This is a genomic window from Aquimarina algiphila (assembly GCF_007489275.1).
In the GTDB taxonomy this organism is placed as follows: Bacteria; Bacteroidota; Bacteroidia; order Flavobacteriales; family Flavobacteriaceae; genus Aquimarina; species Aquimarina algiphila.
Genome location: NZ_VLNR01000010.1, coordinates 72727 through 98565 on the forward strand (window position 1 = coordinate 72727; position 25839 = coordinate 98565).

Consider the following 25839-nt stretch of genomic DNA (forward strand, 5'->3'; position numbering starts at 1 on the left):
TTTTAATCTCGTAATTGGTAATTTGATATATTACCTTTGCAATTATAAAATTAATAAAAAAACATGGTGTTCTTAAGTAATAGAAATTATTTAAGGACATATTATAATTTGAGAATGAATAGTATTAAATTTTTAAAATTCACTATCGTTTTTTGTATATTATTTTCTTGCTCACATGAAAGCAAAGTTGAAAAAGAGATAGTTAAAATTCCTGTAAATATTAAAATAGAACGTTTTGATCAATCATTTGCAGAATTAACAAGAGAAAACCTACCTGATTTAAAAGAAAACTATCCTTTTCTGTTTTCAGAAAAATATGCAGATAGTGTATGGATTAATAAATCAAAAGATACCATTCAATTAGAAATAAATGATGAAATAAAGAAAATTTTTAATGACCTTTCTGAGGAGGAAGAACAATTAAAATCACTTTTTCAACATGTTAAATATTATTTCCCCGAAATTAAAGAGCCAAGGGTTATAACGATTACATCTGATGTAGATTATAGAAATAAAGTAGTGCTTTCAAAAGGTTTGTTAATTATAGCTTTGGATACGTATTTAGGAACAGATCATCATTTTTATGAAGGGATACAGAAATATCTGAAACAAAATTTTGAAAGGAATCAAATAGTGTCTGATGCAGCTTCTATGTATGCTAAAAATAGAGTTGGACCAATACGAGATAGAACATTTATGGGAAATCTGGTGTCTTTTGGTAAAGAGTTGTATTTAAAGGATTTGTTTTTGCCTAATAATAGTGATGCAAGAAAAATGGGGTATAGTGAAGAACAATATGCCTGGGTAGTAGCAAACGAAGAAGAGATATGGAGGTATTTTATAGATAAGCAGCTGTTATATAGTACAGATGGCGAATTAATGCCTAGATTTTTATATCCAGCTCCTTTTTCAAAGTTTTATTTAGAAGAAATAGATAATGAAGCGCCTGATAGAGTGGGGCAATTTATAGGTTGGAAGATTGTGGCTTCATATATGAAAAATAACGATGTATCTTTGCGGCAATTATTGTTAGAAGATGCAGAGACGATTTTTAACAAATCAAAATATAAACCCAAAAGACAATGACAAAGGGACATAAATCAGAGATTAAAATAGATATAGAATTAGATGAAAATCGTATTCCTGAACAATTAAAATGGACGGCCAAAGATGGTGGGGTAGAAAATGAAGAGACCAAAGCTTTATTGCTATCTGTTTGGGATAGTAAAAGTAAAGAAAGTCTTCGTATTGATTTGTGGACTAAAGATATGCCAGTAGATGAAATGAAAATCTTTTTTCATCAAACATTAGTTGCAATGAGTGATACCTTTCATCGTGCTACACAAGATGAAAAAATGACTGCTACCATGAAAGATTTTTGTGATTATTTTGCAGAAAAATTAGAATTAAAACAACAATAAACCTTATGGGTTGGTTTTGTGAATCCTTCTAACTTATTTCCAAAATTGAAGCTTTGAAAGGAATCTTGATTTTTGTGTATAATGCAAAATCCGATTTTTTGAATAAATATGTAGATGTGCTCCATAAGATTGTGAGTCCTGATACATATTCTTGTGATCTTTGTAATTTGACTCATGGTAATTTTACAGAGAAAAAAAGGTGGAAAAATTATAGAGAAAATAGTAACTCAGAGTTTGTGTTTATGTATAAGGATCAATTCTTAGATACATACTTGGATTTAAATATTGAAAATTTAACGTTTCCTGCAGTTTTTAAAAAAGAAGGTTCGGTAATAGAAATTCTGTTTGATTCAAAAGTGATATCATCTCTGTCTTCGGTGGAAGATTTAATTGATCTTTTACAATAATATGAGAGAGGCTAAGAATTTTTTAGCTGTGTATTAATTTCGGAGATATAGCTAAGTATTTCGTCTTTGCCTAATCCAGAAGAGGATGATGTTATAAAATAATTAGGCATCTCTTCCCAATATTTTAGCATTTCTTTTATATATTCATCTATTTGAATAGGTAGTTTGGTTTTAGTAAGCTTATCTGCCTTCGTAAAAATAATAGAGAATGGTATTTGATGCTCGCCTAGCCATTGCATAAATTCAAGATCTATTTTTTGAGGCTCATGCCTACAATCCACTAAAACAAATGCACTTACGAGTTGAGTGCGTTTTGAAAAATACGCTGTAATAAATTTTTGAAATACTTTTTTTGAAGATTTAGATACTCTCGCGTACCCGTATCCAGGTAAATCGACCAAGAACCAACTCTTATTAATGATAAAATGATTAATCAATTGAGTTTTTCCGGGTCGTCCAGATGTTTTAGCAAGGCTTTTTCGGTTGGTAAGCATATTAATTAATGAAGACTTGCCAACATTAGATCTCCCGATAAAAGCATACTCTGCAAGTCTGTCTTTAGGGCATTTGGCAACATCGCTATTACTCATTACAAATTCAGCGCTGCTAATCTTCATCGCATTAATAAAATTAGAAGTTACGTTCTAGTAACCAATTGTGAAATAAACGGTTAAACTCTTCTGGATGTTCCATCATAGCTGCATGACCACACTTGTCTATCCAGTATAAGTCAGAATCAGGTAATAACCTGTTGAAATCGTCTGCAACTTCTGGGGGGGTGACATTGTCATTCTTCCCCCATATAACACATGTTGGTGTGTTCATATTAGGTAAATCTTTTGCCATATTATGACGAATAGCACTTTTGGCAATTGCAAGAGTTCGTATTAATTTGTTTCGATCATTTACAGTAGAGTAAACCTCGTCTACAATTTCTTTTGTTGCTATTTTTGGGTCATAAAATACACTTTCAGCTTTGGCTTTAATGTATTCGTAGTCACCACGTTTAGGGTAGCTTTCACCCATTGCGCTTTCATAAAGTCCAGAGCTTCCTGTGATAACAAGTCCTTTTATTTTCTCAGGAAACATTTTAGTGCATAGAAGTGCAATATGACCACCCAGAGAATTCCCAAGAAGAATCACCTCTTTGTCACCATAACCCAAATGATCTATAAAATCTTTGAGGTACTTTGCATATGTTATAACCTTAGTTTTTAGTAAAGGTAATGTGTAAATTGGAAGTTCAGGAGTTAGTACTTTATATCCATGTTTAGGAAAGTGAGAATTCACACCTTCAAAGTTACTCAAACCACCCATCAATCCGTGTAAAATGATGATCGGTGTACCTTCCCCTAAATCTAGATAACTAAATTTTCCGTCTTTTTTTAATTCGTGCTTCATTAATATTTCTTACAAGAATTAAAAGCAAATATAGCATTTTCATAATTAGTTTTATGTTTTTTTTATTAATACTGCAAAATGAATTTTTATATTTTTTTTGACGGTTGTTTTTTCCTCCTCGGATTGATTAAAGCTACGAATTCATAAGCTTGCTCTAGTGTCTTGATAGACAAAATTTTAAAGTTTTTAATGCCTTCCTGTGTGCTATTTTAAGTACAACTTATCAACAATGTGGTAAAATGTGGTAAAATGTGGTAAAATTTTCAATATATTTGACTAATTAAACGTTTAGGGAAATAAAGTGGTAAATCTAATCGGCACATACGAATGTAAGGCAGACGCTAAGGGACGTCTGATGATGCCTGTTGCTTTTAAAAAGCAACTTTCGCCTGTGTTGCAAGATGGATTTGTAGTGAAAAGAGCTGTGTTTCAGTCTTGTTTGGAGTTGTATCCAATGGCAGAATGGAACCTTTTAATGCAAAAACTAAACAAATTAAACCGCTTTAAAAAGAAGAATAATGATTTCATCCGAAGGTTTACAGCTGGAGTGAAAATAGTAGAAATTGATTCGGCAGGTCGTCTTTTGATTCCAAAGGATTTGATAAGTTTTGCCGGTATCACTAAGGATCTAGTATTGTCATCGGCTGTTAATATTATCGAAATCTGGGATAAAGATCAATATGAAAAAGCAATAGATGATGTGGCTGATGATTTTGGAGATTTGGCTGAGGAAGTGATGGGATTTGATGATGAAATAAACCTTGATTAATTTAAAGGATAATGTTTGAAAATACCTGATTCAAAAAATATTGAAGATTGGGTGTTTGTGTGATTATTTAAAAAGATAGAAATGGAACAGATGGAATATCATAATCCTGTTTTACTTAAGGAAACCGTTGGTGGTTTGGCGATCAAGCCAGATGGGGTTTATGTTGATGTTACGTTTGGAGGAGGAGGTCATTCTAATGAAATATTAAAACAATTAGGTCCAGAGGGAAAACTATATGCATTTGATCAAGATCAAGACGCTTTGAGTAATGCAATTGATGATGATAGGTTCACTTTGATCAATGAAAATTTTAGGTTTATTAAAAGATTTCTAAGGTTTTATGGAATCCGAAAAGTAGATGGTATTCTTGGGGATTTTGGAGTTTCTTCTCATCAGTTTGATGTTGCAGACAGAGGTTTTTCTACAAGGTTCGAAGCCGATTTAGATATGAGGATGAATCAAAATGGAGAAGTGTCGGCTTATCATATAATTAACGAATATGATGAGTCAGATTTAAAAGTAATGTTTTTGCAATATGGTGAGTTACGCAATGCGCCTAAACTGGCAAGAGCAATAGTTGGAGCAAGAAAAGAAAGTCCTATTAAAACGAGCGTGGAGTTAAAAGAGGTGTTGAAGCCATTTTTACCAAAACATAAAGAGCATAAGATTTTAGCCCAGATTTATCAAGCAATTCGTATTGAGGTAAATCAAGAAATTGAAGTGTTAAAGGAGTTTTTAGAACAAACTACAGAATTGTTGGATGAAGGAGGGAGAATTAGTTTAATCTCATATCATTCTTTAGAAGATAGATTGGTAAAACGATTTATTCGCAATGGGATGTTTGAAGGTGAACCAGAAAAAGATTTATATGGTAATGTGTCAGTACCATTTAAAAAAATAGGAGGATTAATTGTTCCTGATAGTGAAGAGGTTAAAGTGAATAATAGAGCACGAAGTGCTAAACTTAGAATAGCAGAAAGAATTTGAAACAGACAATCTATGACATATTAAAAGGAAAATTTTTGATTGCAGATGATGCAATGAAAAATTGGAGAATGTTATTGTTTCTTTCTTTTTTGGCGATAGTAATGATTGCCAGTTCTCATAATGCAGAGAGCAAAGTACACGAAATTGCCAGATTGAATAATGAAGTAAGAGAATTAAGAACACAATTTGTGGATGGAAAGACTGAATTAATGAGATTGAAAATGGAATCATCTATAATCAAAAAGATGACACAAAAAGGATTAAAACGCCCGGCAAGGCCTCCAAGAAAAATAATAGTAAAAAATTAAGTTGTTTTGGCAATAAAAGAGAAAAACATATTAAATAGGTTGTACTTCATAGCAGCATGTATGTTTGTTTTTGCCATTGCGGTATTGGCAAAACTGGTAAATATACAGTTTGTAGAAGGAGATATGTATCGTAAAAAAGCTCAAGAAAGAGTTTTTAAAACTTTTGATATACCAGCCAATAGAGGTAATCTTTATGATAGTAAGGGTAATTTGCTAGCTACATCAGTTCCTAAATATGATATAAGATTTGATGCACTTACTGTAAACGAAAAAGATTTTAGAAAATATATTAAACCACTTTGTGAAGCATTATCCAAAGAATTTGGAAAACCTGTTTCATATTATGATAAAATTATTAGAGTAGCTAGAGATAATAAAAACAGATACTTGTTGCTTCGAAGAAATTTAGGGTATTCTCAATATATGAGAGTTAAAAAATTTCCTTTGTTTGAGTTCGGTGCAAATAGAGGGGGGGTAATTGTTGAGCAGCGTACAATAAGAGAGCATCCTATTGGGAAAATTGCAGAACGCACGGTTGGGTATGAAAGAAGAGATGAGCAAGGATATTATACTAGAGTAGGTTTAGAAGGTGCGTATGGCCCTTTTTTAAGAGGGAAAGAAGGAAAAAGAAAGAAACAAAAGATAGCAAAAAATCAATGGAAACCTATAGGCGATGATAATGAGGTAGAGCCTCAGGATGGATTTGATGTGGTTTCAACTATTGATGTAAATATTCAGGATATATCACATCATGTACTATTAGGACAACTTGAAAAATTCGAAGCAGAACATGGTACTGTTGTAGTAATGGAAACAAAAACCGGAGAGATAAAAGCAATATCTAACCTTGGGCGTACCAAAGCAGGGAAATATTATGAGAAACTAAATTACGCAGTAGGAGAGTCTCATGAGCCAGGGTCTACCTTTAAATTAATGACTATGGTAGCAGCTTTAGAAGATAGGGTTATTGATTCGAGTTATGTTGTGGATACAGAAAATGGTCGTGTAAAGTTTTATGATAGGGTTGTAAAAGATTCTAAGTGGGGAGGATATGGAAAAATATCCGCTGCAAGAGCATTCGAGCTGTCTTCAAATACAGCTTTTGCAAAAATGATTAATGAAAATTATAAAGATAACCCAAGAAAGTTTGTTGATCGATTGATTAATATGGGATTAGGAGAAACACTCGGACTAGCAATTAAAGGAGAAGGAAAACCAAAGATTCCTTATCCAGGAGATGATGATTGGTATGGCACTACTTTGCCTTGGATGGCGCATGGATATGGTGTTGCAATTACTCCTTTACAAACTTTAGCTTTTTATAATGCTATTGCAAATGATGGTGAAATGGTAAAGCCAAGGTTTATCAAAGAAGTAAAAACCTGGGATAAGACGAGAGAAAGATTTGATAAAGAGGTTTTAAACCCTACGATATGTTCTAAAACAACAGCAAAAATAGCACAAGAAATGATGAAGAATGTTGTGAAGAGAGGTACGGCAGACAATATTCTTACAGATAATTTTGGAATAGCCGGTAAAACAGGTACATGTTGGGGTAATTATGGTAGAGATAAAGAACGAGAATATATCTCATCTTTTGCAGGATATTTTCCAGCAGATGACCCTATTTATTCTTGCATTGTTGTAATTCATAAACCGAATAAGAAAAAAGGATATTACGGAAGTGAAGTGGCAGCTCCTGTTTTTAAGACTATAGCAACAAAAATATATAATGATATACCAGTGATTGACGAGGTATCATATGCAGCGATTGAGAGTAATTCAGTTGTGAATAGTTATGAGAAATATTATGAGAATGCTCGAAAATATAAAACCATAATGCCTAATGTAAAAGGGATGCCCGCAATGGATGTTATTTCACTTTTAGAAAATATGGGGCTTAAAGTGGAGCTAAAAGGATCAGGAACTGTAAAGAAGCAGTCTATAGAGCCGGGAACCAAAGTGAAAATAAATCAAAAAATAAGATTAGAGCTATCGTGACAGAGTTAAAAGATATTCTATATAAAGTAGCGATTAATGCTGTTGTAGGTGATACAAAAACTAGCGTTAATAAAATCGAATTCGATTCTAGAAAAATAGGGCGGGATGATGTGTTTGTGGCTATTAGAGGATTGGTCTCAGATGGGCATGACTTTATTGAAAAAGCTATTAATCAGGGAGCATTAGCGGTGATTTGTGAAAAAATACCGGATGTTACGGTTAATGGAGTTACTTATGTAGAAGTAGAAGATACACAGTCTGCATTAGCAATAATGGCTTCTAATTATTTTGACACTCCTTCAGAAAACCTAAAATTAGTTGGAGTAACAGGAACTAATGGAAAAACAACGATTGCAACATTGTTATATCAACTTTTTAAGAAAGCCGGTTTTAAAGTAGGATTGTTATCAACGGTAAAAGTTATGGTTGATGTAGAAGAATATAAGGCAACACATACTACTCCTGATTCTTTGGCTATCAATTATTATCTAAAGGAGATGAATGAAGCAGGTGTTGAATATTGCTTTATGGAAGTAAGTTCTCATGGGATTCATCAAAAACGTACTGAAGGACTTGAGTTTGCTGGAGGAATTTTTACGAATTTGTCTCACGATCATTTGGATTATCACAATACATTCAAAGAATATCGCGATGTGAAAAAAGTATTCTTTGATGGTTTATCTGCAAAAGCTTTTGCTTTAGTAAATAAAGATGATAAAAATGGAGCTTTTATGCTTCAGAATACCCATGCAAAACAATACACCTATGCTTTAAAATCATATGCCGATTATAGAGGTCAAATCTTAGAAAATAGTCTAGAGGGATTGTTGCTTAAGCTTAATGATAATGAGGTTTGGGCAAAGCTTATAGGTAGTTTTAATGCGTATAACTTATTGGCAATTTTTGGAGCGGCAGAGTTGCTAGGACTCGAGACGTTAGAAACACTTCAATTATTAAGTGAATTACAAAGTGTGAGCGGTAGATTTCAATATTTGATTTCAGAGCAGAAGATTACAGCAATAGTGGATTATGCACATACTCCGGATGCATTAAAAAATGTACTGGAAACCATTAATGATATTCGAACAAATAATGAAACTCTGATTACGGTTGTTGGATGTGGAGGGGATAGAGATAAGATGAAACGCCCTGTGATGGGTAACATTGCTGCGAGACTTAGTAACAAAGCGATTTTTACTAGTGATAATCCCAGAACAGAAAATCCAGAGCAAATTATTGCAGATATAGAAAAAGGAGTAGAACCACAAGATTATAAAAAAACACTTTCTATTACAGATAGAAAACAAGCGATTAAAACCGCCTGTCAATTGGCAGAAAAAGATGATATAATTCTTATTGCAGGAAAAGGGCATGAAACATATCAGGAAATTAATGGAGAACGAAATGATTTTAATGATTTTGAAATTGTTAGAGAAGAACTAAAAAAACTAAACAAATAAATCCTTTTGTGTTTGTAGAGAGAATATAAAAAGGTAATGACTTATGCTATACTATTTATTTGAATATTTGGAAAGCGAATACCAGTTCCCCGGGGCAACGCTGTTTCAGTTTATAACTTTTAGAGCTGCAATGGCGATTATACTGTCGTTATTAATCTCTACAATTTATGGTAAGCGCATTATAGGTTTTCTTCAAAGAAAACAAATGGGAGAAAGTATTCGTGAGTTGGGATTAGATGGTCAGGCAGAAAAGGCAGGAACTCCAACTATGGGAGGTATCATTATTATTTTGGCAACTCTTGTTCCTGTATTGTTATTTGCTAAACTGGATAATATATATGTCATACTGTTAATTGTTACCACATTATGGATGGGAGTGATTGGTTTTACAGATGATTATTTAAAAATTAAAAGAAAAGATAAGGAAGGGCTTGCTGGGAAATTTAAGGTTATTGGTCAAGTAGGATTAGGACTTATCGTAGGGTGTACTATGTATTTTCATAGTGATATTACCATTAAAGAAGAAAAAGCTAATTCTGATGTAGAGCAGGTTGCTAGTTCTGAAGAGAGCTCAGATTTTAATCCAGCTATTAAGTCTACAAAAACAACAATACCATTCCTCAAAAATAATGAATTCGAATATTCCAGTTTGATTACCTGGATCAGTCCAGATCTCGTTAAATATGCTTGGTTAATATTTATACCTATTGTGATTTTTATTGTCACTGCGGTTTCAAACGGAGCCAACCTTACTGATGGGATTGATGGATTGGCTGCAGGTTCATCAGCAATAATGGTATTGACATTAGCACTGTTTGCATGGGTTTCGGGTAATATCATATTTTCAGATTATCTCAATGTAATGTATATACCTAATTCTGGAGAGATGACCATATTTATAGCAGCATTTGCAGGGGCTTTGGTAGGCTTTTTATGGTACAATACGTATCCTGCGCAGGTTTTTATGGGGGATACAGGAAGTTTGACTATAGGAGGAATTATAGCAGTTATTGCAATTGCAATACGTAAAGAATTTTTGATCCCTATCATATGCGGAATCTTTTTTATAGAAACCTTATCAGTAATGATGCAGGTAAGCTGGTTTAAGTATACTAAAAAAAAGCATGGAGAAGGAAGGAGAATATTTTTGATGTCTCCTTTACATCATCACTATCAGAAGAAAGGAATACATGAAAGTAAGATTGTTTCCAGGTTTTGGATTGTTGGGATTTTTCTGGCAATTATTGCTGTGATTACGCTTAAGGTGAGATAGTATGAAAAGGTTAGTGGTATTAGGTGCAGGAGAGAGTGGAGTTGGAACCGCAATTTTGGGTAAAAAGAAAGGATTCGATGTTTTTGTTTCTGATAAGGGAACAATTACAGATTATTATAAAGAAGTTCTTAGAAATTTTGAAATCGAATGGGAGGAACAACAACATACAGTATCTAGGATTATAAATGCAGATGTGGTTATGAAGAGTCCGGGGATTCCTGATAAAGTAGCACTGGTACAGCAACTACTTGAAAAAGGAATTCACGTAGTATCTGAAATAGAGTTTGCTTTTGGATTTACTGCTGCGCAGATTGTGGGTATTACAGGAAGCAATGGAAAGACAACAACAACTATGCTTACTCATTATATACTCCAGCAGGGAGGGTTGGATGTAAATATGGCAGGCAATATTGGAGATAGTTTCGCAAAACAAGTGACAGAGAAAGATGCTCCTTTTTATGTGTTAGAATTAAGTAGCTTTCAGCTGGATGGTATTAAAGAGTTTGCGCCTCATATTGCGATTCTTACCAATATCACTCCAGATCATTTGGATCGATATGACTATAAATTTGAAAATTATATCGCTTCAAAATTTAGAATTGCAATGAATCAAAAAGAAGATGATTACTTTATTTATGATGCAGATGATAAGGTAATTGTAGAGTATTTAGAGAAGTATCCCATTCGCTCAAAATTACTACCATTTTCTTTGACAAAAAGAGTGGAAAACGGAGCTTATTTAGAAAAAAATAATATAACAATAACAATAGACAACAACAAAATCATCATGCCAACAGAAAACTTAGCATTAAAAGGAAATCACAATGTGAAAAATGCCATGGCCGCCGCTACGGTATCACAATTGTTGAAAATTAGAAAGACTACCATTCGAGAGTGTTTAGAGAACTTTCATGGAGTAGAACATAGGTTGGAAAATGTATTGAAAATTAATAATGTACAATATATTAATGATTCAAAAGCAACCAATGTAAATGCAACTTTCTATGCATTAGATGCTATGAAATCTGCAACAGTATGGATTGTAGGAGGAGTAGATAAAGGTAATGATTATACAGAGTTGTTTTCTTTGGTTAATGAGAAAGTGAAAGCAATTATTTGTTTAGGAGTGGATAATTCTAAAATCATAAATGCGTTTGGCAATTGTGTTGATGATATCGTAGAAACACAATCAATGAAAGAAGCGGTAAAAATGGCATATAAAATAGCTGAGAGAAATGAAAATGTTCTATTATCTCCTGCGTGTGCAAGTTTTGACCTGTTTAAAAATTATGAAGAAAGAGGTCGACAGTTTAAAGAAGCTGTTAGAGAATTATAGTCCGGTAAAAATACGATGAAGTATAGATTTAAAATTGAAGAATGAAATAATACATAATAATGACTAAAGTATTAGCAAATATAAAAGGAGATAAAATGATATGGGCAATCGCTGCTTTGCTGGCATTGTTTTCGTTTCTACCTGTGTATAGCGCTAGTAGTAATTTGGCATACTTGTATGGTGGAGATGGAGATACCTTTAGTTTTTTGGTAAAACACTTTGTTCATCTCGTTTTAGGGTTTTTGATTATATATGGAGTACATAAAATACCATATCATTATTTTAAAGGACTTTCTATAATCATGATACCAATGGTAATCGTGTTGTTGTTGGTTACATTAGCACAGAATACTTCAGGAGGGGGGACAAATGCAAGTAGATGGATTCGTTTACCTTTTGTAGGAGTTGGTTTTCAGCCTTCTACTCTGGCAGCAGTAGTTTTGATGTCTTATGTAGCTAGATATCTTTCAAAAATTAAAAATGAATACGTTTCTTTTAAGGAAACATTATTGCCACTTTGGATGCCAGTTTTTCTGGTGCTTATGTTGATTTTACCAGCAAACTTTTCTACTGCAGCGATTATATTTTCTATGGTTATTATGTTGGTGTTTTTGGGAGGATATCCATTAAAATACATTTCGGTCATTTTAGGATCGGGGCTTTTGATACTTACTTTTTTTATTCTTTTTGCAAAGGCATTTCCAGGTGTTTTTCCAAATAGAGTTGATACTTGGGTAAGTAGAATAGAAAATTTTACTGATGATAAAGATACACAGGAGGATTATCAAATCGAGCGTGCAAAAATAGCTATCGCCAGAGGAGGAGTGATAGGAACAGGGCCTGGTAAAAGTGTACAGAGAAACTTTTTACCACAGTCATCATCAGATTTTATTTATGCCATAATAGTTGAGGAATGGGGATTTGTAGGAGGTGTTTTTTTAATGCTGTTATATATATTGTTATTACTTAGGTTGGTCATTGTAGCTCATAAAAGTGTAGATGTTTTTGGGAAATTATTGGTTATCGGAGTTGGACTTCCCATTGTCTTTCAGGCACTAATAAATATGGGAGTCGCTGTAGAATTATTTCCGGTTACTGGGCAAACGCTTCCACTTATTAGTAGTGGAGGGACATCAATTTGGATGACGTGCCTAGCTATTGGTATTGTACTAAGTGTAAGTAGTAAAAGAGAAGCAATTATAAAAGAAGAGCAAATAAAAGAAAAGGAAGAAAATCCATTAGAAGTATTGAGTGAAGTTTTATGAGTAAAGGATTGAAGGTTATATTATCTGGAGGAGGAACAGGAGGGCATATCTATCCTGCAATTGCTATTGCAAATGAAATACGCAATAGATATCCTGATACTTCTGTTTTGTTTGTAGGAGCTAAAGACCGCATGGAAATGCAAAAAATACCTCAGGCAGGTTATGAAATTGTAGGGCTATGGATTAGTGGTATTCAAAGAAGGTTAACATTAAGTAATCTTTTGTTTCCTATTAAATTGATAAGTAGTCTTTGGAAATCTAAAAGAATAATTAAAAAATTTAACCCTGATATCGTTATTGGTACAGGAGGATTTGCAAGCGGACCATTGTTGAAAATGTCGAATTCGAGAAAAATTCCTACTGTGCTTCAGGAACAAAATTCTTTTCCTGGAATAACGAATAAATGGTTGTCAAAAGGAGCGAATAAAATTTGCGTTGCTTATGATGATATGGAACGTTTTTTTCCGAAAGAGAAAATAATAAAAACTGGTAATCCAGTACGTCAGGATTTGTTGCAGATAGAGGGTAAAAGAGAAGAAGCAATCAAAAAGTATGATCTAAGCAATGATAAGAAAACCATTTTAGTCTTGGGAGGCAGTTTGGGTGCAAGAAGAATTAATCAGTTAATCGAGAAAGAACTTGATTTTTTTGGTGAGAAAGAAGTACAGGTGCTTTGGCAATGTGGGAAGTTATATTATTCAGAATATAAAACATATAATGATCATAAGGATGTGCAAGTACATCAGTTTTTAGATACTATGGATTTGGCATATGCTGCAGCTGATATTATTATATCAAGAGCGGGAGCGAGCTCGGTTTCAGAATTATGTATTGTAGCAAAACCAACAGTGTTTATCCCATCTCCTAATGTAGCCGAGGATCATCAGACTAAAAATGCACAAGCTATTGTAGATCAAAATGGTGCAATAATGCTAAAAGAGAGTGAGTTGGATGTAAATTTTGAGTCTGAAATTTCAGAATTGTTAACATCAAAAGATAAGCAGATAAAGCTTTCTAAAGCTATAAAAGAGTTAGCGTTGCCTAAAGCAACGTCTAGTATAGTGGATGAGATTGAAAAATTAATTGAAGATAAAATTACTAGGAATTAAAAGTGTAAATGAATACTAGTTTAGACAACATACAAAATATATATTTTATCGGTATTGGCGGTATTGGTATGAGTGCACTTGCTCGATATTTTAAATTCCTTGGTAAAAATGTAGGAGGATATGATAAAACGCCTACTCAGATTACTGTTGATTTACAGAAACTAGGTGTTGATATTCATTTCGAAGATAATATTGATCTTATTCCTAAAGTATTTTTAAATAAAGAAAATACATTGATTGTGTATACTCCGGCTATTCCCAAGGATCATAAAGAATTTGTTTATGTGCAGGATAATGGATTTCTGATTCAGAAGAGAGCAGAGGTTCTGGGGATAATTACCAAAGATGTGTATACACTTGCGGTAGCTGGTACTCACGGTAAGACAACCACTACTGCAATTCTTGCTCATTTGCTTAAAGAAAGTGGAGCTAAGGTGACTGCATTTTTAGGAGGTATAAGCGAAAACTACAATTCTAATCTGGTATTAGAAGGAAATGAAGTTGTGGTGGTAGAGGCAGATGAATTTGATAGATCATTTTTGCAATTATACCCTGATATTGCAGCAATCACTTCGATGGATGCAGATCATTTGGATATTTATGAGGAAGAAAATGCATTAGAAGAATCATTTATAGAATTTTCATCCAAAGCAAAGGATCATCTTTTAGTGTGCAATGGATTGCCACTTTCGGGAATTACTTTCGGAATCGAAGATGACTCAGATTATTGTGCTCAGGATATAAAAATAGATAATGGAACATATATTTTTGATTTAAAAACTCCTCACGAACTCATTAGGGATTTGCATTTAAACCTGCCAGGTAGACACAACTTGTTAAATGCTATTACGGCCTTTGCTATAGCAACGCTTTACGGCTCCCCGACCGGGCCTTTGGCAAAGGCTTTATTTTCCTTTAAGGGGGTTCAAAGAAGGTTTAGTTATCAAATTAAAACAGATAATTTGGTGTATGTAGATGATTATGCACATCATCCAACAGAAATTAATGCCTTGCATCAGGCGGTACGAGAAATGCATCCTGATAAAAAGGTATTAGCGGTTTTTCAACCACATTTATATAGTAGAACAAGAGATTTTGCAGCAGATTTTGCAACAAGCCTAAGTCAGTTTGATCAATTGTTGCTTTTAGATATATATCCAGCCAGAGAATTGCCTATAGCAGGAGTAACCTCTGATTGGTTATTGGATATGATAAATATTGAGAATAAAAAAATAATAAAAAAAGAACATCTAATAAAAGAAATAACAGGAAGTAATGCCGAAGTTGTGTTAACAATAGGAGCAGGAGATATAGGAGAAGAAGTGAATGGCATAAAAGAAGCTTTGTTGGTATGAGGAATAAAATTTTGACATATTTAAAATTTGGAGGTCTGTTGATTTTGATTACCGTTCTTTTTGCATTTGCAAGTAAGCGAAATGAGCGCAGAAAGATTAAAGAAGTGCTTATAGAATTTATAGAAGAACAGGATCCATACATAAATGAATTGACGGTTAATAAATTGTTAATACAAAATCAGGAAAGAGTTACGAGCGTGGGTAAAGAAATTTTAGTTTTGAATACTGTAGAGCAAGAACTTGATGCACATGAAATGATTGAGCATTCTGATGTGTATCTTACTGTAAATGGAGAACTTAGGGCAAGAATCAAGCAACGCACCCCAATTGCTAGGGTTAACGCGGTTACTCCTTTTTATGTTGATGTTACGGGAAATACGATGCCTTTATCTGATAGTTATTCGGCTCATGTGCCGATTATACATAATGTATCAGAGAGAGAAGTCGCTCAGATTTTTCCTTTACTAAGAAAAATTCAGGAAGATGAGTTTTTAAAAAAGCATGTTGTAGGTGTTTATCTTGGTGCTGATGGAAATTATGAGTTAGAGTTACGTGTGTACAGGTTTAAGTTGATCGTTGGGAAAATAGAGAATTTAAATAATAAGATTAAAAATTTTAAGGCGTTTTATCAAAAAGCATTGCGAGATAAAAGCCTTGAGTCATATAAAAAAGTCAGTTTACAGTTTAGTAATCAAGTGGTGTGTACAATAAAATGATACCAATATGGAACGAGAAGTGAATGAAATAGCGGTAGGACTAGATATAGGAACAACTAAGATTGTTGCCATGGTAGGACGGTATAATGAATACGGGAAGATGGAGGTATTGGGAGTTGGTAAATCCAAAAGTTTAGGAGTGCACCGAGGTGTTGTAAATAATATAACACAAACAATTCAATCTATTCAACAAGCAATTCAGGAAGCAGAAAGTGTTTCGGGATTAAAAATTAATGATGTAACTGTTGGAATTGCTGGTCAGCATATTCGTAGTTTACAACATAGTGATTATATCACCAGACCTAATGCAGATGCTGTAATTGATGAAGATGATATAGAAAAATTGTGTAATCAAGTGCACAAGTTAGTAATGCTGCCAGGAGAGGAAATCTTACATGTATTACCTCAGGAGTATAAAGTAGATGGTCAAGCAGAGATAAAAGAACCAGTGGGGATGTATGGGGGAAGACTCGAAGCCAATTTTCATGTGGTAGTAGGGCAAGTGACTTCTATTCGCAATATAGGTAGATGTGTTAAAAGTTCAGGGTTAGAATTGTCTGATGTTACTTTAGAGCCTTTAGCTTCAGCAAATGCTGTATTAAGTCAGGAAGAGAAAGAAGCTGGTGTTGCTCTTATTGATATTGGAGGAGGAACAACAGATTTAGCCATTTTTAAAGATGGAATTATTCGTCATACAGCAGTAATTCCTTTTGGAGGAAATGTAATTACAGAGGATATCAAAGAAGGATGTTCTATCATCGAAAAACAAGCAGAGTTATTAAAAATAAAATTTGGATCTGCATGGCCAGGAGAAAATAAAGATAATGAGATTGTATCAATTCCTGGGTTAAGAGGTAGAGAGCCAAAAGAGATAACGTTAAAGAACTTGTCCAAAATTATTCATGCCAGAGTAGTGGAAATTATAGAACAGGTTTTTTTAGAAATCAAGAACTATGGACATGAATCTCCTAAGAAAAAATTAATTGCAGGAATTGTATTGACAGGAGGAGGGTCGCAACTTAAGCATTTAAAACAGCTTGTAGAGTATATTACAGGTATGGATACACGAATTGGATATCCTAATGAACATTTAGCCGGGAATAGTGATTCTGAAACTACAAGCCCTATGTATGCAACTGCCGTAGGGTTAGTAATGGATGGGCTGATTCATATTAAAAAACACAAAAAAACAGTTAAAAAAGAAACCTTGGCAAGTGCAGAAACTGCATCGCAACCTGAAGCAGCAGTAAATGAAAAAACAGTAGTTGAGGAAGAAAATCATAGGGTTGATTTAAAACCAAGAAAGAATATTTTAGAGAAGTGGACAGAAAAATTCAAGGAATTCCTTGATAATGCAGAATAGGACCGAGCGTAAAGAAATTGTCCTGAGGACAATTTTAGTGAGGTGCCAGCATTGAGGGGCAAGGGCACGTAAAGAAATTGTTCTGAGGAAAATTTTAGTGAGGTGCCAGCGCAGAGGAACAGGGGTAAATGAAGTTCCTCATAGAATAAAGAATAAAAATATATAAAGAATAAGTAGGAGAACCAGAAAATTAGCAATTATGAGTAAAAATGAGGAGTTTGAAAATATTTCGTTTGATTTGCCCAAAAATCAATCAAATGTAATTAAAGTGATTGGAGTAGGAGGAGGTGGTAGTAATGCCATCAATCATATGTTCTTACAAGGGATAAAAGGAGTTGACTTTGTGATTTGTAATACAGATGCACAGGCGTTAGAAAATAGCTCGATCCCTAATAAGATACAGTTAGGAGTTTCGCTTACAGAAGGATTAGGTGCTGGTGCCAATCCAGAGGTAGGAGAACAATCTGCTGTTGAGAGTTATGAAGAGATAAAAACAATGTTGGACACGAATACCAAGATGATTTTTATCACCGCAGGTATGGGTGGTGGAACTGGTACAGGTGCTGCTCCTATTATTGCCAAAATGGCTAAGGAGTTAGATATTCTAACAGTAGGTATTGTAACGATTCCTTTTCAATTTGAAGGACGTATGCGTAATGAACAAGCTCAGTTGGGAGTAGAGCGACTTCGTGCACATGTGGATTCTTTAATCGTGATTAATAACAATAAATTGCGAGAAGTATATGGTAACTTAGGATTTAAAGCTGGTTTCTCCAAAGCCGATGAAGTTCTTGCTACTGCATCTCGAGGTATAGCCGAAGTAATTACACATCACTATACACAAAATATAGATTTACGTGATGCTAAAACGGTTCTAAGTAATAGTGGTACAGCAATTATGGGGTCTGCTAGTGCCTCTGGTAATAAACGCGCTCATGATGCTATTGTAAAAGCATTAGATTCACCATTACTTAACGATAATAAAATTACCGGGGCTAAAAATGTGTTACTGTTAATCGTATCCGGTAAAGAAGAAATTACAATTGATGAAATTGGAGAGATCAATGATCATATCCAACAGGAAGCTGGTCATGGAGCCAATATTATTATGGGAGTTGGAGAAGATGAATCTTTAGAAGAAGCAATTTCGGTAACTATTATTGCTACTGGATTTGATGTAGAGCAGCAGGATGAAATTGTGAATACTGAAACTAAGAAAATAATCCATACGTTAGAAGACGAACAAAGAGCAGCAACACAAAACTTGTCCCCAAAATCAACAAGTAGCGCTGTTACTCCTTTGAGATCTCCTGTGCCAAAGAAAGAAGAAGAAAAAAAAGAACCTTTGATCATTAAGCACGAATTGATAGAAGATGAAGAAGTAGATGAAGATAATCCATTAATACCGACTTCAGATTTGTTGAAAAATATAGATGTGTCGTATGAGGTTGTTGATGCGTTCTCTTCAGAAAATGATTTTGTGATCATTAATGCACAGGATATTATTAAGCAAATAGAAGTTAATGATGAAGAGGAAATAAGTGCAGCAGAAGATAAAGAAGATCAGTTTGCTTTAGCATTTGATATGCCTGTTGGAGGAAACAAAGAAGAACGCGAGCAAGAACCAATTGCTCCGATAGAGGTTCATGAAGAAAAGAAAAATGAAGAGGAAGAACAACCAATAATTTTTGATTTGAGTGATGATATTCTAGATTTAGAAGTTAAAGATCCAATAGAGGTTGTTCCGACGGGAGAGGCAATATCTGGTGGAGGCCGTAGATATAGTCTAGAAGAATATATGGAAGAGGAAAAACGACTATCAGAAGCAAAACCTGCAGGGGTAATAGAGGAAGAGGAAATCGTTTTAGAAAAGAAAACTGTAGCTCCTTCTCCAGAAACAGAAATACAGGAAAATGTAGACCCTGTTGATCAACCTATTTCTGAAACCTTAAAAGCTAGAGCCGCAGAACGTAGAGCAAAAATGAAAGAGTTTAATTATAAATTCAGAAATAGCTCTAATATAGATGATATTGAGAAGGAACCCGCTTATAAAAGAGCTGGAATTGATGTAGATGCTAAGCCTGATGATGCTGGATTATCCAGAACCTCATTGGGTACTGATAGTAATGACGATATACAATTGCGCAAAAACAATTCTTTTCTACATGATAATGTAGATTAAAAGATGTTTTAATTGATATCTGGTGCAAGCTAGAATCCATAAAAAGTTATAGATAACCGATAATCTACTCTTTGATTATCGGTTTATTTTTTATCTTCGCAATCCAAAAGATCAAAATCAAATAAGATGAGTTTAGAGCAAAAAGTAATGACCGCAATGAAAGAAGCTATGAAAGCTAAAGATACCAATGCATTAACATCATTACGTGCTATAAAATCTGCTATTTTGTTAGCTAAGACAGAAAGTGGAGTACAAGAAGAGCTTTCTGAAGAACAAGAATTGAAATTATTGCAAAAGCAAGTGAAACAACGTAAAGATAGTGCAGGAATCTTTACAGAACAAGGTAGAACTGATTTGGCAGAACCAGAATTGGCACAGGCAGCGGTAATAGAGCAATTCTTACCTGAGCAATTAGGAGAAGAAGAGATTGAAAAAGTAGTCGTTGATATTATTGCGAAGACTGGCGCAGAAGGTATGAAGGATATGGGTAAAGTAATGGGGATGGCTAATGCAGAACTTACAGGAAAAGCAGACGGAAAAACAATATCTACCATAGTAAAAAGTAAATTATCATAAGAAATTAAAAATTAAACAGGCCCAGTGGCGCAACTGAATAGCGCATCAGATTTCGGCTCTGAGGGTTGGGGGTTTGAATCCCTCCTGGGTCACTACAGCGGACAAACTAGCTAAAGCTAAGTTTTGTCCGCTTTTATTTTTATTGTAATTCATTGATAAACAATTTACTAATTCCATCACAGGATTTAATTGTAAAGTTTGAACTTCGTCTTTTTCTTTACTATACAAAATCCCCTTTGGGAATAGTAATTTTTGTAACCTTTGTTTCTCATTGTAATTACCCAACTTCCACAACCTGTTTAGATTAGAAAACAATTTTATACAATTATCAATATAAAAATCAAGGTTTGAACTTTTTAAACTGTTCGTTTTTATTTCTTCTTCTATTTGTTCTTTTTCTATATTGAATTTCTTTATGAATTTCTGGTATAATTGAGTGTCGATTTCTCCAATAACATAACGCTCCTCGATTTTCTCGATCTTTTCTAATAATCCTTTCAAAGTATTCTTTAAAGCTGTTGTATCGTCTTTTTTAGACTTAAAATAATACTCAAAAGTAAATTGTAATTGTTTTTTTAAAGGAGCTATCCATTTTTTATCAATCTCAAAATGGCTAAGTATTTTTTCGAATTGTTCATGTAGAGATTTTGTGTTTTTTGTACAGGAACAACCTGTTGTTTTACATTTGTAATAGTATATCCCTTTTTTCTTTACTATAAACCCTGTTAAAGGACTTCCACATGATTTGCACTTAGTAAACCCCTTTAAAGGTAGATTTTCATTTTCTCGATTATGTTTATAGTTCTGATTGTTTTTGGCTTGTATCCCATTTACTTTTAGAAAAATGTTTTTAGAGATTATAGGTTCATGATTTCCTTGTACCACTTTTCCTTCTAGTAAGCCATGCGAAATTAATCCACAATAGATAGGATTTCTAAATATATCTGTCAAACGTTGTCTATATATTTTTAAACCCTGCATTTGCAAACGTTCAACAATATCGGCATTCGATATGTTCTCATCTACCTTCCATAAGAATGCTTTACGCACTAGTTTTGCATTTTCATCTGGTATAATGATAGGTACATTCTTATCATTACGAGCGTTTTTATACCCTAATGGAGCAAGCCCCATATAATACCCCTGCATAAGACGGTGGCGCATTCCTGTTATGGTTTTATCTCGCCTTATATCATTATCATATCTACTGTACAGTAAATGGAAGCTTTGCATAAATGTACCCGTAGGAGTATCGCTATCCACATTTTGAGAAATAGAAATTACTTTTATACCTTTCTTTTTTAGTTCCTCAACAGTTGCAATTGCTAAACCGCCAGTCCTGGAATAACGGTCAAGACTATGAACAATAATATTGGTAATTTTTTTTCGTTTTACATAGGTTAGCATTTCTTTATATGCTTTCCTTTCATCTGTTTTTGCACTTTCATGAGTTCCTCCAAAGTAGGCACATATTTCAAAACCATTTCTTAATGCGAATTCTGTACAAATTTCTTTTTGACTTTCTAGGCTAGTATTATCCTTTTGTTTTACATCAGAAACCCTTGTGTAGATAACAGCTTTGTTATTACTTATGATCTTTTGCTTATTCTTCTTTGCGAAGTCTTGGAATTGTTCTAACGTATTCATTCTTACTTATGATTTTATGTGCCATTAATGAAAAATCTTTCAAAATGGCAATCATTTCTTTTGCTTGTTTATCAGACAAATCACTAAGTCCATCAAAGGCTTTTAATTCTTCAATGGTTAGTACTCTTAATTCTGTATTGTCCTTTGATGATCCCATTAATAACAGTTTGCTTGTATTCGTTTTCTTATTACGAATATATAAGGCTAGTTTCCCGTTACTAAAGGAATTGAAAATATTGTCTAACAAACATTTTTTTAGTCTCAACCAAGACAAAAAATGTGATTTTTGAATGTCTGTAAAATATACTTTTCTTCTTTTTAAATACATAATTATCTACACCAAGACAATATTTTCACTTGTATAATAATAGAAAAATTAATTATTTATATAATGCGAATGATGATTTATAAATTGACAGTCTGGGATTAAGTAAAGGAAAATTAATTAAGAGAAAATTGTATACATTAAAACCACAACATACGCTGTGGTTTTACTTTTAACTTTATCAAAATACAAATTTTTAAGGATAAGATTTAATATATTTTATTATTTCAAATCTATTTATGTTAATGTATATACTTTTTCATATTTTAATAAAAAATAATTTGTTCATGTTTTCATTTTGTGATTATGGTTTATATTCTCCATAAATGACATAACAGCATCTGCTTCGATATACTTTGAATAGATCTGCTTTCTTTTTGATACTATAATACTTTATGTGGTATATTATAATAAACCTCTTTTGAGTCATTAGTAAGCTTCCCCATAGATAGTATGTCTGTATGCTTTCCAATCTCCTTTAGGCAAGTCCATAGGTCTAAATTCAACGTTTGTACAACCTATTTCTTCAATTGCTTGTTTTACTTTTTCCGAAACATAGTAGGAGCTTCCTTCCCAATTAGGGTGAGATGTAGAATAAAATATATGCTTTGTAAATTTAGTTTTTAAAATAATTTCATTTTTAGCTAAACCAAGTCTATATAATATTCCATTTTCATCTTTTTTTATTTGATCTGGAGTTTGATTTTTTAAAGCTAAGTACTCTTCTTTTGTTTTAAACTTTAATATTTCCCTTTTGTCATTTTCATTTCTACGTAAAGCAAATGTGCTTTTTTCAAAATCTATTATACTCAAATCATCATTTACAGGGTTCATCAACCAATAATCATCAATTTCTTTACCTTCAAAAATCACAGGAGATTTAAAAAACTCAAAATCTTCTGCTCCAAATTTTTCTAAGACCTTTTTTAATTTAGTACTTATTAATAAAAGATTTCGAAAATTACTGCTAGGATTTATTAAATCTGTTAGTTTAGCTTTTTTGTTGATGATAGCATTATCGGTTATAACTTTTAAATTACCTGCTTTTTTTAAACGAAGTTTGTTTAAAGATATACCACCACTAGGATCATTAAATCTAGGAGTATCATTACATTGAGGGTGTTTCCCAATTACTTTTTTAGCTATTCCGATTTCAAGGCTATAATATTTCATTTGCTTTACATTTTTATCAACAGCCCCCTGCATAGGGGGCTGTTTGTTGTTATGGTGTTAAAATATCTCTGTATACATCAATCAATTTCAGTATCTCATCCGCGAGGTCTTGCATTTTAGCATTTGGATTAGCATCAATAATTACTTCAATTCGTTTTTTCAGGTCAATTATTAAATCGTATGCTTCATCAAACTTAAGATCAGGCAATTCATCAGTAATAAATTTCATTACTTTTTCAACTGCTGTATTATATGCAGGATGTGCTGTATTTCTTGCAGCGGCTATTGATATGCCATTTTCAAGACTATTAATATGAAACGCTTTTTTTGCTTTTGCTGCTTTTTCTACGAGTTCCGCAAAACGTTTTGAGAATGGTATAATATGGTGAGCATGATGTCCAATTTGTAATATACCATTCATGACTTTTCTTAATTGACTAGATCGACCAAAATTAATTAAATTTCCGTCAGCATCAAAGACCCATTTTAATGTTGTGTATTCCCCTAATGCATTGTGGAATTTCACCCCATATTTTGTCCCAGTAGAGAAATATCCAATAAGAGGAATTGCGCTAATAAAAGAAAGTGAAGCATTTAACCCTTCTCCGTCAATTGAATATAAAGCCCCATTGAAAAGGTCAGCAAGTATTCCTCCACCGGGTATAAGTCCAAGACCATCTAAAGTGATATGTATCATCTCTTTGGAAGATCGCCATAAAGTAGTTGTGTTACATTGAGTAGAATTGCCATTACACCATTCTACCCCCTTATTAAAGTCTCCAGCACCTCTTTCCATAAAAAGTTGATACTTTTGTTTTACTACTTCTTGAGTAAACCATAAGTTAGCTTGTGGAATAACATTTAAAAAGTCTAAATCGGTAAAAGGGTTTATAGATTCGTAATACGACCTATCATATGGGCCTGAAAACCTATTTGCTCTTATCAAAGCTAAGGTCATTTGCGTGGCATCAAAACTATCCTCTGTAGATAGGTTTTCTCTTATAAGACCAAGCAATGTACTTTCCTGTACCTCTTCTAAAAATCCTCCCATTGAGGTGTTAATCAAGTCTACAACAATAGGTTTTACTTCGTCACTTCTCGAATACCAAAGAAACTCTTGAATTTTTTTAGTAAACTCTCTTCTTGTTCTTAGGTAATCTACCTGACCACGAGTTAAGCCTAATTTATCTGTTAATTCTAGGAGTATTATTTCAAAACTAAGGTCAGAAGTAGCACCATTAGAAGCTGCTACTGCATGATTCATGTATAGTGGATTTGTAAATATGGTACTCATTCTTACATTTGAACTCCAAAGTATTCTTCCTATAGTAGGCTTAAATATGATTTCATATCGATAATAAAAATTATCTCCCGGCTTACCTGCTTGTGGCGTTTTATTAAAATCAAAAACACGTCCTAAATTCTCATCAGTATATGGATAAGCGTTAGGAACACTCATACCATTTGCCTGAAACATTTGTCTTATGGTATTCCCTTCTAAAACAAAATTATCGTCTTGGTTGTTATATAACTCTGCCATTACATTCCCAAGTCCGCTAAATGCGTTAGGCGTTTCGTGTATTTCATATCCATCTGCTCTCCAAGACAACGCTAGTTCCTTTGTATTTTCATCTTGATACGTTGGAGGGGTTGTAGCAGAAGAAAGTTCGGAGGGCGAAGCACTCATGTTTTCATTGTTAAGAAAAGGAGGTATGACCCTCCTCAACATATTTAATGCTCGCTCGCTAAAATTGTGAAAATTGAAATACTCTTTTAACTCTTGGTTAAGTTTTTCCTTCTTTCTATTGTAACGATATGTATGTTCGCTTATACTAGCAATGGCATGTTGTAAAACAGCATCTAATCCATGTTCTGTAGGAGGGGTTAATGGATCTGGATTCCCTATACTGTTTGCATGGTCAATAGCTATTTGTTGAGGGTTGTGTTCCTCTGCATTATACATTTTTGGCTCTGTAAGATTTAAAAATCCATAATCATCAACTCTCGGACTTGTTGCAATAAGATACTTAGTCATTACTGTTACCTTATCTTCAACATTAAAAGAGTCAAACCTAGCAAGTGCCAAATCAACAATTCTATCTATTAAATTCCCGTTATTTCCAACCCTAATTAGCCCGTCACTGATCCTAGTAGCCTCAATTGCTGCAGGTTTATAGGTGTTATTTAACTGTCCAGCTATTACGTTTTGATTATGAAGAGCTGTTGCGCTATTCATATCTCTAATAAGCAAACCATTACTTTTTAAATCTCCAAAAGTAAGTTGAGCTAATGCATCTGGGGTATTTCTTCGATGCTTTAGAGTATTTATTTCGATTCTTTTTTGCTCTACTTTACTTTTTGTCTCATTTGCAATTTTATTATATCGCTTTTTAGCTTCATTCAAATGAAAATCACTAACCTCTTTAAAAACGTGATTTTCAAAAAGATCTCTTTGTGCTGATCGAAAATCAGGATAAGGGGTTGTTTTGCTCAAACGCCTTTCTATTTCTTCTTTCTGAATGTCTTGTTGCTCTGCTAAAAATGTAGCTTTTTCTGCGGCTTCTACTCTTGCTAAATGATCTAAGAAGCGTTGCATGTCTTCTGCGAAAGTACAGGAACAATCAAAAATATTTTTCCCTGTTCTTTTAGGGTTATTTACTTGTGTAGGGTCTGGTTCTGTTTGAAATTGAGCAAAAGTTGTTTGTGATAATAGGTATACCATACCTAAAATCAGCATTTTATATATAGATTTCATAATATTTAAT

Annotated in this window: 23 protein-coding genes and 1 tRNA gene; 18 read left to right on the forward strand and 6 right to left on the reverse strand. The window is 33.4% G+C overall.

Translation table 11 applies throughout. The features are described from left to right. The first annotated feature begins 114 nt into the window (after positions 1 to 114). The 3 genes from gldB to FOF46_RS06615 all read left to right on the forward strand — a co-directional run bounded on the left by gldB (position 115) and on the right by FOF46_RS06615 (position 1828). A complete protein-coding gene (gene gldB, locus FOF46_RS06605; RefSeq protein ID WP_143915902.1) occupies positions 115 to 1086 on the forward strand; it encodes a gliding motility lipoprotein GldB in 972 nt (323 codons plus the stop codon). Next, positions 1083 to 1421, forward strand: a complete 339-nt coding sequence (gene gldC / locus FOF46_RS06610) for a gliding motility protein GldC (protein ID WP_109438795.1) — start codon at positions 1083 to 1085, stop codon at positions 1419 to 1421. Before gldB ends, gldC begins: the two co-directional genes overlap by 4 nt. A 98-nt stretch (positions 1422 to 1519) precedes the next feature. Continuing rightward, positions 1520 to 1828 carry a GTPase gene (locus tag FOF46_RS06615; protein WP_143915903.1) on the forward strand — a complete coding sequence of 103 codons (309 nt, stop codon included), beginning with the start codon at positions 1520 to 1522 and terminating at the stop codon, positions 1826 to 1828. A gap of 11 nt (positions 1829 to 1839) precedes the next feature. Here the strand turns inward: FOF46_RS06615 and yihA are convergent, their stop codons facing one another. Further along, positions 1840 to 2445: a ribosome biogenesis GTP-binding protein YihA/YsxC gene (gene yihA, locus FOF46_RS06620; RefSeq protein WP_109438793.1), complete on the reverse strand. Its 606-nt coding sequence runs from the start codon at positions 2443 to 2445 to the stop codon at positions 1840 to 1842. Between the two features lie 13 nt (positions 2446 to 2458). Continuing rightward, on the reverse strand, positions 2459 to 3229 hold the full coding sequence (locus tag FOF46_RS06625; protein WP_109438792.1) for an alpha/beta fold hydrolase: 771 nt from the start codon (positions 3227 to 3229) through the stop codon (positions 2459 to 2461). Positions 3230 to 3530: 301 nt separating this feature from the next. On the opposite strand from FOF46_RS06625, the gene mraZ reads away from it, so the two are divergent. From mraZ to FOF46_RS06700, 15 genes are all read left to right on the forward strand, one after another. After that, on the forward strand, positions 3531 to 3998 hold the full coding sequence (gene mraZ / locus FOF46_RS06630; protein ID WP_109438791.1) for a division/cell wall cluster transcriptional repressor MraZ: 468 nt from the start codon (positions 3531 to 3533) through the stop codon (positions 3996 to 3998). Between the two features lie 90 nt (positions 3999 to 4088). Next, positions 4089 to 4985 carry a 16S rRNA (cytosine(1402)-N(4))-methyltransferase RsmH gene (rsmH, locus tag FOF46_RS06635; RefSeq protein ID WP_109438866.1) on the forward strand — a complete coding sequence of 299 codons (897 nt, stop codon included), beginning with the start codon at positions 4089 to 4091 and terminating at the stop codon, positions 4983 to 4985. Then, positions 4982 to 5293: an FtsL-like putative cell division protein gene (locus FOF46_RS06640; RefSeq protein ID WP_109438790.1), complete on the forward strand. Its 312-nt coding sequence runs from the start codon at positions 4982 to 4984 to the stop codon at positions 5291 to 5293. Before rsmH ends, FOF46_RS06640 begins: the two co-directional genes overlap by 4 nt. 6 nt (positions 5294 to 5299) lie before the next feature. After that, on the forward strand, positions 5300 to 7294 hold the full coding sequence (locus FOF46_RS06645) for a penicillin-binding protein (protein WP_167571757.1): 1995 nt from the start codon (positions 5300 to 5302) through the stop codon (positions 7292 to 7294). Next, entirely contained in the window at positions 7291 to 8754 is a 1464-nt protein-coding gene (locus FOF46_RS06650; protein WP_143915904.1) for a UDP-N-acetylmuramoyl-L-alanyl-D-glutamate--2,6-diaminopimelate ligase, read from the forward strand. The genes FOF46_RS06645 and FOF46_RS06650 overlap by 4 nt, the downstream gene beginning before the upstream one ends. Before the next feature lie 43 nt (positions 8755 to 8797). Beyond that, entirely contained in the window at positions 8798 to 10027 is a 1230-nt protein-coding gene (gene mraY / locus FOF46_RS06655) for a phospho-N-acetylmuramoyl-pentapeptide-transferase (RefSeq protein WP_109438787.1), read from the forward strand. Position 10028: 1 nt separating this feature from the next. Then, on the forward strand, positions 10029 to 11363 hold the full coding sequence (murD, locus tag FOF46_RS06660) for a UDP-N-acetylmuramoyl-L-alanine--D-glutamate ligase (protein WP_143915905.1): 1335 nt from the start codon (positions 10029 to 10031) through the stop codon (positions 11361 to 11363). A gap of 59 nt (positions 11364 to 11422) precedes the next feature. Next, on the forward strand, positions 11423 to 12628 hold the full coding sequence (locus tag FOF46_RS06665) for an FtsW/RodA/SpoVE family cell cycle protein (RefSeq protein WP_109438785.1): 1206 nt from the start codon (positions 11423 to 11425) through the stop codon (positions 12626 to 12628). Continuing rightward, positions 12625 to 13737 (forward strand): undecaprenyldiphospho-muramoylpentapeptide beta-N-acetylglucosaminyltransferase, encoded by a 1113-nt coding sequence (gene murG / locus FOF46_RS06670; protein WP_143915906.1) that lies wholly within the window; start codon positions 12625 to 12627, stop codon positions 13735 to 13737. Before FOF46_RS06665 ends, murG begins: the two co-directional genes overlap by 4 nt. An 8-nt stretch (positions 13738 to 13745) precedes the next feature. Next, entirely contained in the window at positions 13746 to 15092 is a 1347-nt protein-coding gene (murC, locus tag FOF46_RS06675; RefSeq protein WP_109438783.1) for a UDP-N-acetylmuramate--L-alanine ligase, read from the forward strand. Further along, on the forward strand, positions 15089 to 15808 hold the full coding sequence (locus FOF46_RS06680; protein WP_143915907.1) for a cell division protein FtsQ/DivIB: 720 nt from the start codon (positions 15089 to 15091) through the stop codon (positions 15806 to 15808). The genes murC and FOF46_RS06680 overlap by 4 nt, the downstream gene beginning before the upstream one ends. 7 nt (positions 15809 to 15815) lie before the next feature. Further along, the gene (gene ftsA / locus FOF46_RS06685; protein ID WP_109438781.1) at positions 15816 to 17171 is read left to right on the forward strand and encodes a cell division protein FtsA; all 1356 of its coding nucleotides are present in this window, start codon (positions 15816 to 15818) and stop codon (positions 17169 to 17171) included. 199 nt (positions 17172 to 17370) lie between these two features. After that, a complete protein-coding gene (gene ftsZ, locus FOF46_RS06690) occupies positions 17371 to 19353 on the forward strand; it encodes a cell division protein FtsZ (protein ID WP_109438780.1) in 1983 nt (660 codons plus the stop codon). A gap of 126 nt (positions 19354 to 19479) precedes the next feature. Further along, positions 19480 to 19929: a GatB/YqeY domain-containing protein gene (locus FOF46_RS06695; RefSeq protein WP_109438779.1), complete on the forward strand. Its 450-nt coding sequence runs from the start codon at positions 19480 to 19482 to the stop codon at positions 19927 to 19929. 18 nt (positions 19930 to 19947) lie between these two features. Next, positions 19948 to 20021 (forward strand) — tRNA-Arg (locus FOF46_RS06700). Here FOF46_RS06700 and FOF46_RS06705 read toward each other — a convergent pair. The 4 genes from FOF46_RS06705 to FOF46_RS06720 all read right to left on the reverse strand — a co-directional run bounded on the left by FOF46_RS06705 (position 19975) and on the right by FOF46_RS06720 (position 25829). Next, positions 19975 to 21576 (reverse strand): recombinase family protein, encoded by a 1602-nt coding sequence (locus tag FOF46_RS06705; protein WP_143915933.1) that lies wholly within the window; start codon positions 21574 to 21576, stop codon positions 19975 to 19977. The two genes, FOF46_RS06700 and FOF46_RS06705, sit on opposite strands and share 47 nt — an antisense overlap. Continuing rightward, positions 21533 to 21733, reverse strand: coding sequence for a hypothetical protein (locus tag FOF46_RS06710; RefSeq protein WP_143915908.1), 201 nt, complete (start codon positions 21731 to 21733; stop codon positions 21533 to 21535). The genes FOF46_RS06705 and FOF46_RS06710 overlap by 44 nt, the downstream gene beginning before the upstream one ends. Before the next feature lie 597 nt (positions 21734 to 22330). Then, the gene (locus FOF46_RS06715) at positions 22331 to 23074 is read right to left on the reverse strand and encodes an imm11 family protein (RefSeq protein ID WP_143915909.1); all 744 of its coding nucleotides are present in this window, start codon (positions 23072 to 23074) and stop codon (positions 22331 to 22333) included. Between the two features lie 49 nt (positions 23075 to 23123). Then, positions 23124 to 25829 (reverse strand): AHH domain-containing protein, encoded by a 2706-nt coding sequence (locus FOF46_RS06720; protein ID WP_143915910.1) that lies wholly within the window; start codon positions 25827 to 25829, stop codon positions 23124 to 23126. Positions 25830 to 25839: the final 10 nt, after the last annotated feature.

What these genes read in the sequence shown, in the direction of transcription:
- ftsA (WP_109438781.1), top strand. Translation starts at nt 15,816, where the DNA reads ATGGAACGAGAAGTGAATGAAATAGCGGTAGGACTAGATATAGGAACA.
- FOF46_RS06705 (WP_143915933.1), bottom strand. Translation starts at nt 21,576, where the DNA reads ATGAATACGTTAGAACAATTCCAAGACTTCGCAAAGAAGAATAAGCAA.
- murD (WP_143915905.1), top strand. Translation starts at nt 10,029, where the DNA reads ATGAAAAGGTTAGTGGTATTAGGTGCAGGAGAGAGTGGAGTTGGAACC.
- FOF46_RS06710 (WP_143915908.1), bottom strand. Translation starts at nt 21,733, where the DNA reads ATGGGATCATCAAAGGACAATACAGAATTAAGAGTACTAACCATTGAA.
- FOF46_RS06695 (WP_109438779.1), top strand. Translation starts at nt 19,480, where the DNA reads ATGAGTTTAGAGCAAAAAGTAATGACCGCAATGAAAGAAGCTATGAAA.
- FOF46_RS06665 (WP_109438785.1), top strand. Translation starts at nt 11,423, where the DNA reads ATGACTAAAGTATTAGCAAATATAAAAGGAGATAAAATGATATGGGCA.
- murC (WP_109438783.1), top strand. Translation starts at nt 13,746, where the DNA reads ATGAATACTAGTTTAGACAACATACAAAATATATATTTTATCGGTATT.
- FOF46_RS06625 (WP_109438792.1), bottom strand. Translation starts at nt 3,229, where the DNA reads ATGAAGCACGAATTAAAAAAAGACGGAAAATTTAGTTATCTAGATTTA.
- FOF46_RS06680 (WP_143915907.1), top strand. Translation starts at nt 15,089, where the DNA reads ATGAGGAATAAAATTTTGACATATTTAAAATTTGGAGGTCTGTTGATT.
- gldC (WP_109438795.1), top strand. Translation starts at nt 1,083, where the DNA reads ATGACAAAGGGACATAAATCAGAGATTAAAATAGATATAGAATTAGAT.
- ftsZ (WP_109438780.1), top strand. Translation starts at nt 17,371, where the DNA reads ATGAGTAAAAATGAGGAGTTTGAAAATATTTCGTTTGATTTGCCCAAA.
- murG (WP_143915906.1), top strand. Translation starts at nt 12,625, where the DNA reads ATGAGTAAAGGATTGAAGGTTATATTATCTGGAGGAGGAACAGGAGGG.
- FOF46_RS06715 (WP_143915909.1), bottom strand. Translation starts at nt 23,074, where the DNA reads ATGAAATATTATAGCCTTGAAATCGGAATAGCTAAAAAAGTAATTGGG.
- gldB (WP_143915902.1), top strand. Translation starts at nt 115, where the DNA reads ATGAATAGTATTAAATTTTTAAAATTCACTATCGTTTTTTGTATATTA.
- rsmH (WP_109438866.1), top strand. Translation starts at nt 4,089, where the DNA reads ATGGAATATCATAATCCTGTTTTACTTAAGGAAACCGTTGGTGGTTTG.
- mraY (WP_109438787.1), top strand. Translation starts at nt 8,798, where the DNA reads ATGCTATACTATTTATTTGAATATTTGGAAAGCGAATACCAGTTCCCC.
- FOF46_RS06720 (WP_143915910.1), bottom strand. Translation starts at nt 25,829, where the DNA reads ATGAAATCTATATATAAAATGCTGATTTTAGGTATGGTATACCTATTA.
- yihA (WP_109438793.1), bottom strand. Translation starts at nt 2,445, where the DNA reads ATGAAGATTAGCAGCGCTGAATTTGTAATGAGTAATAGCGATGTTGCC.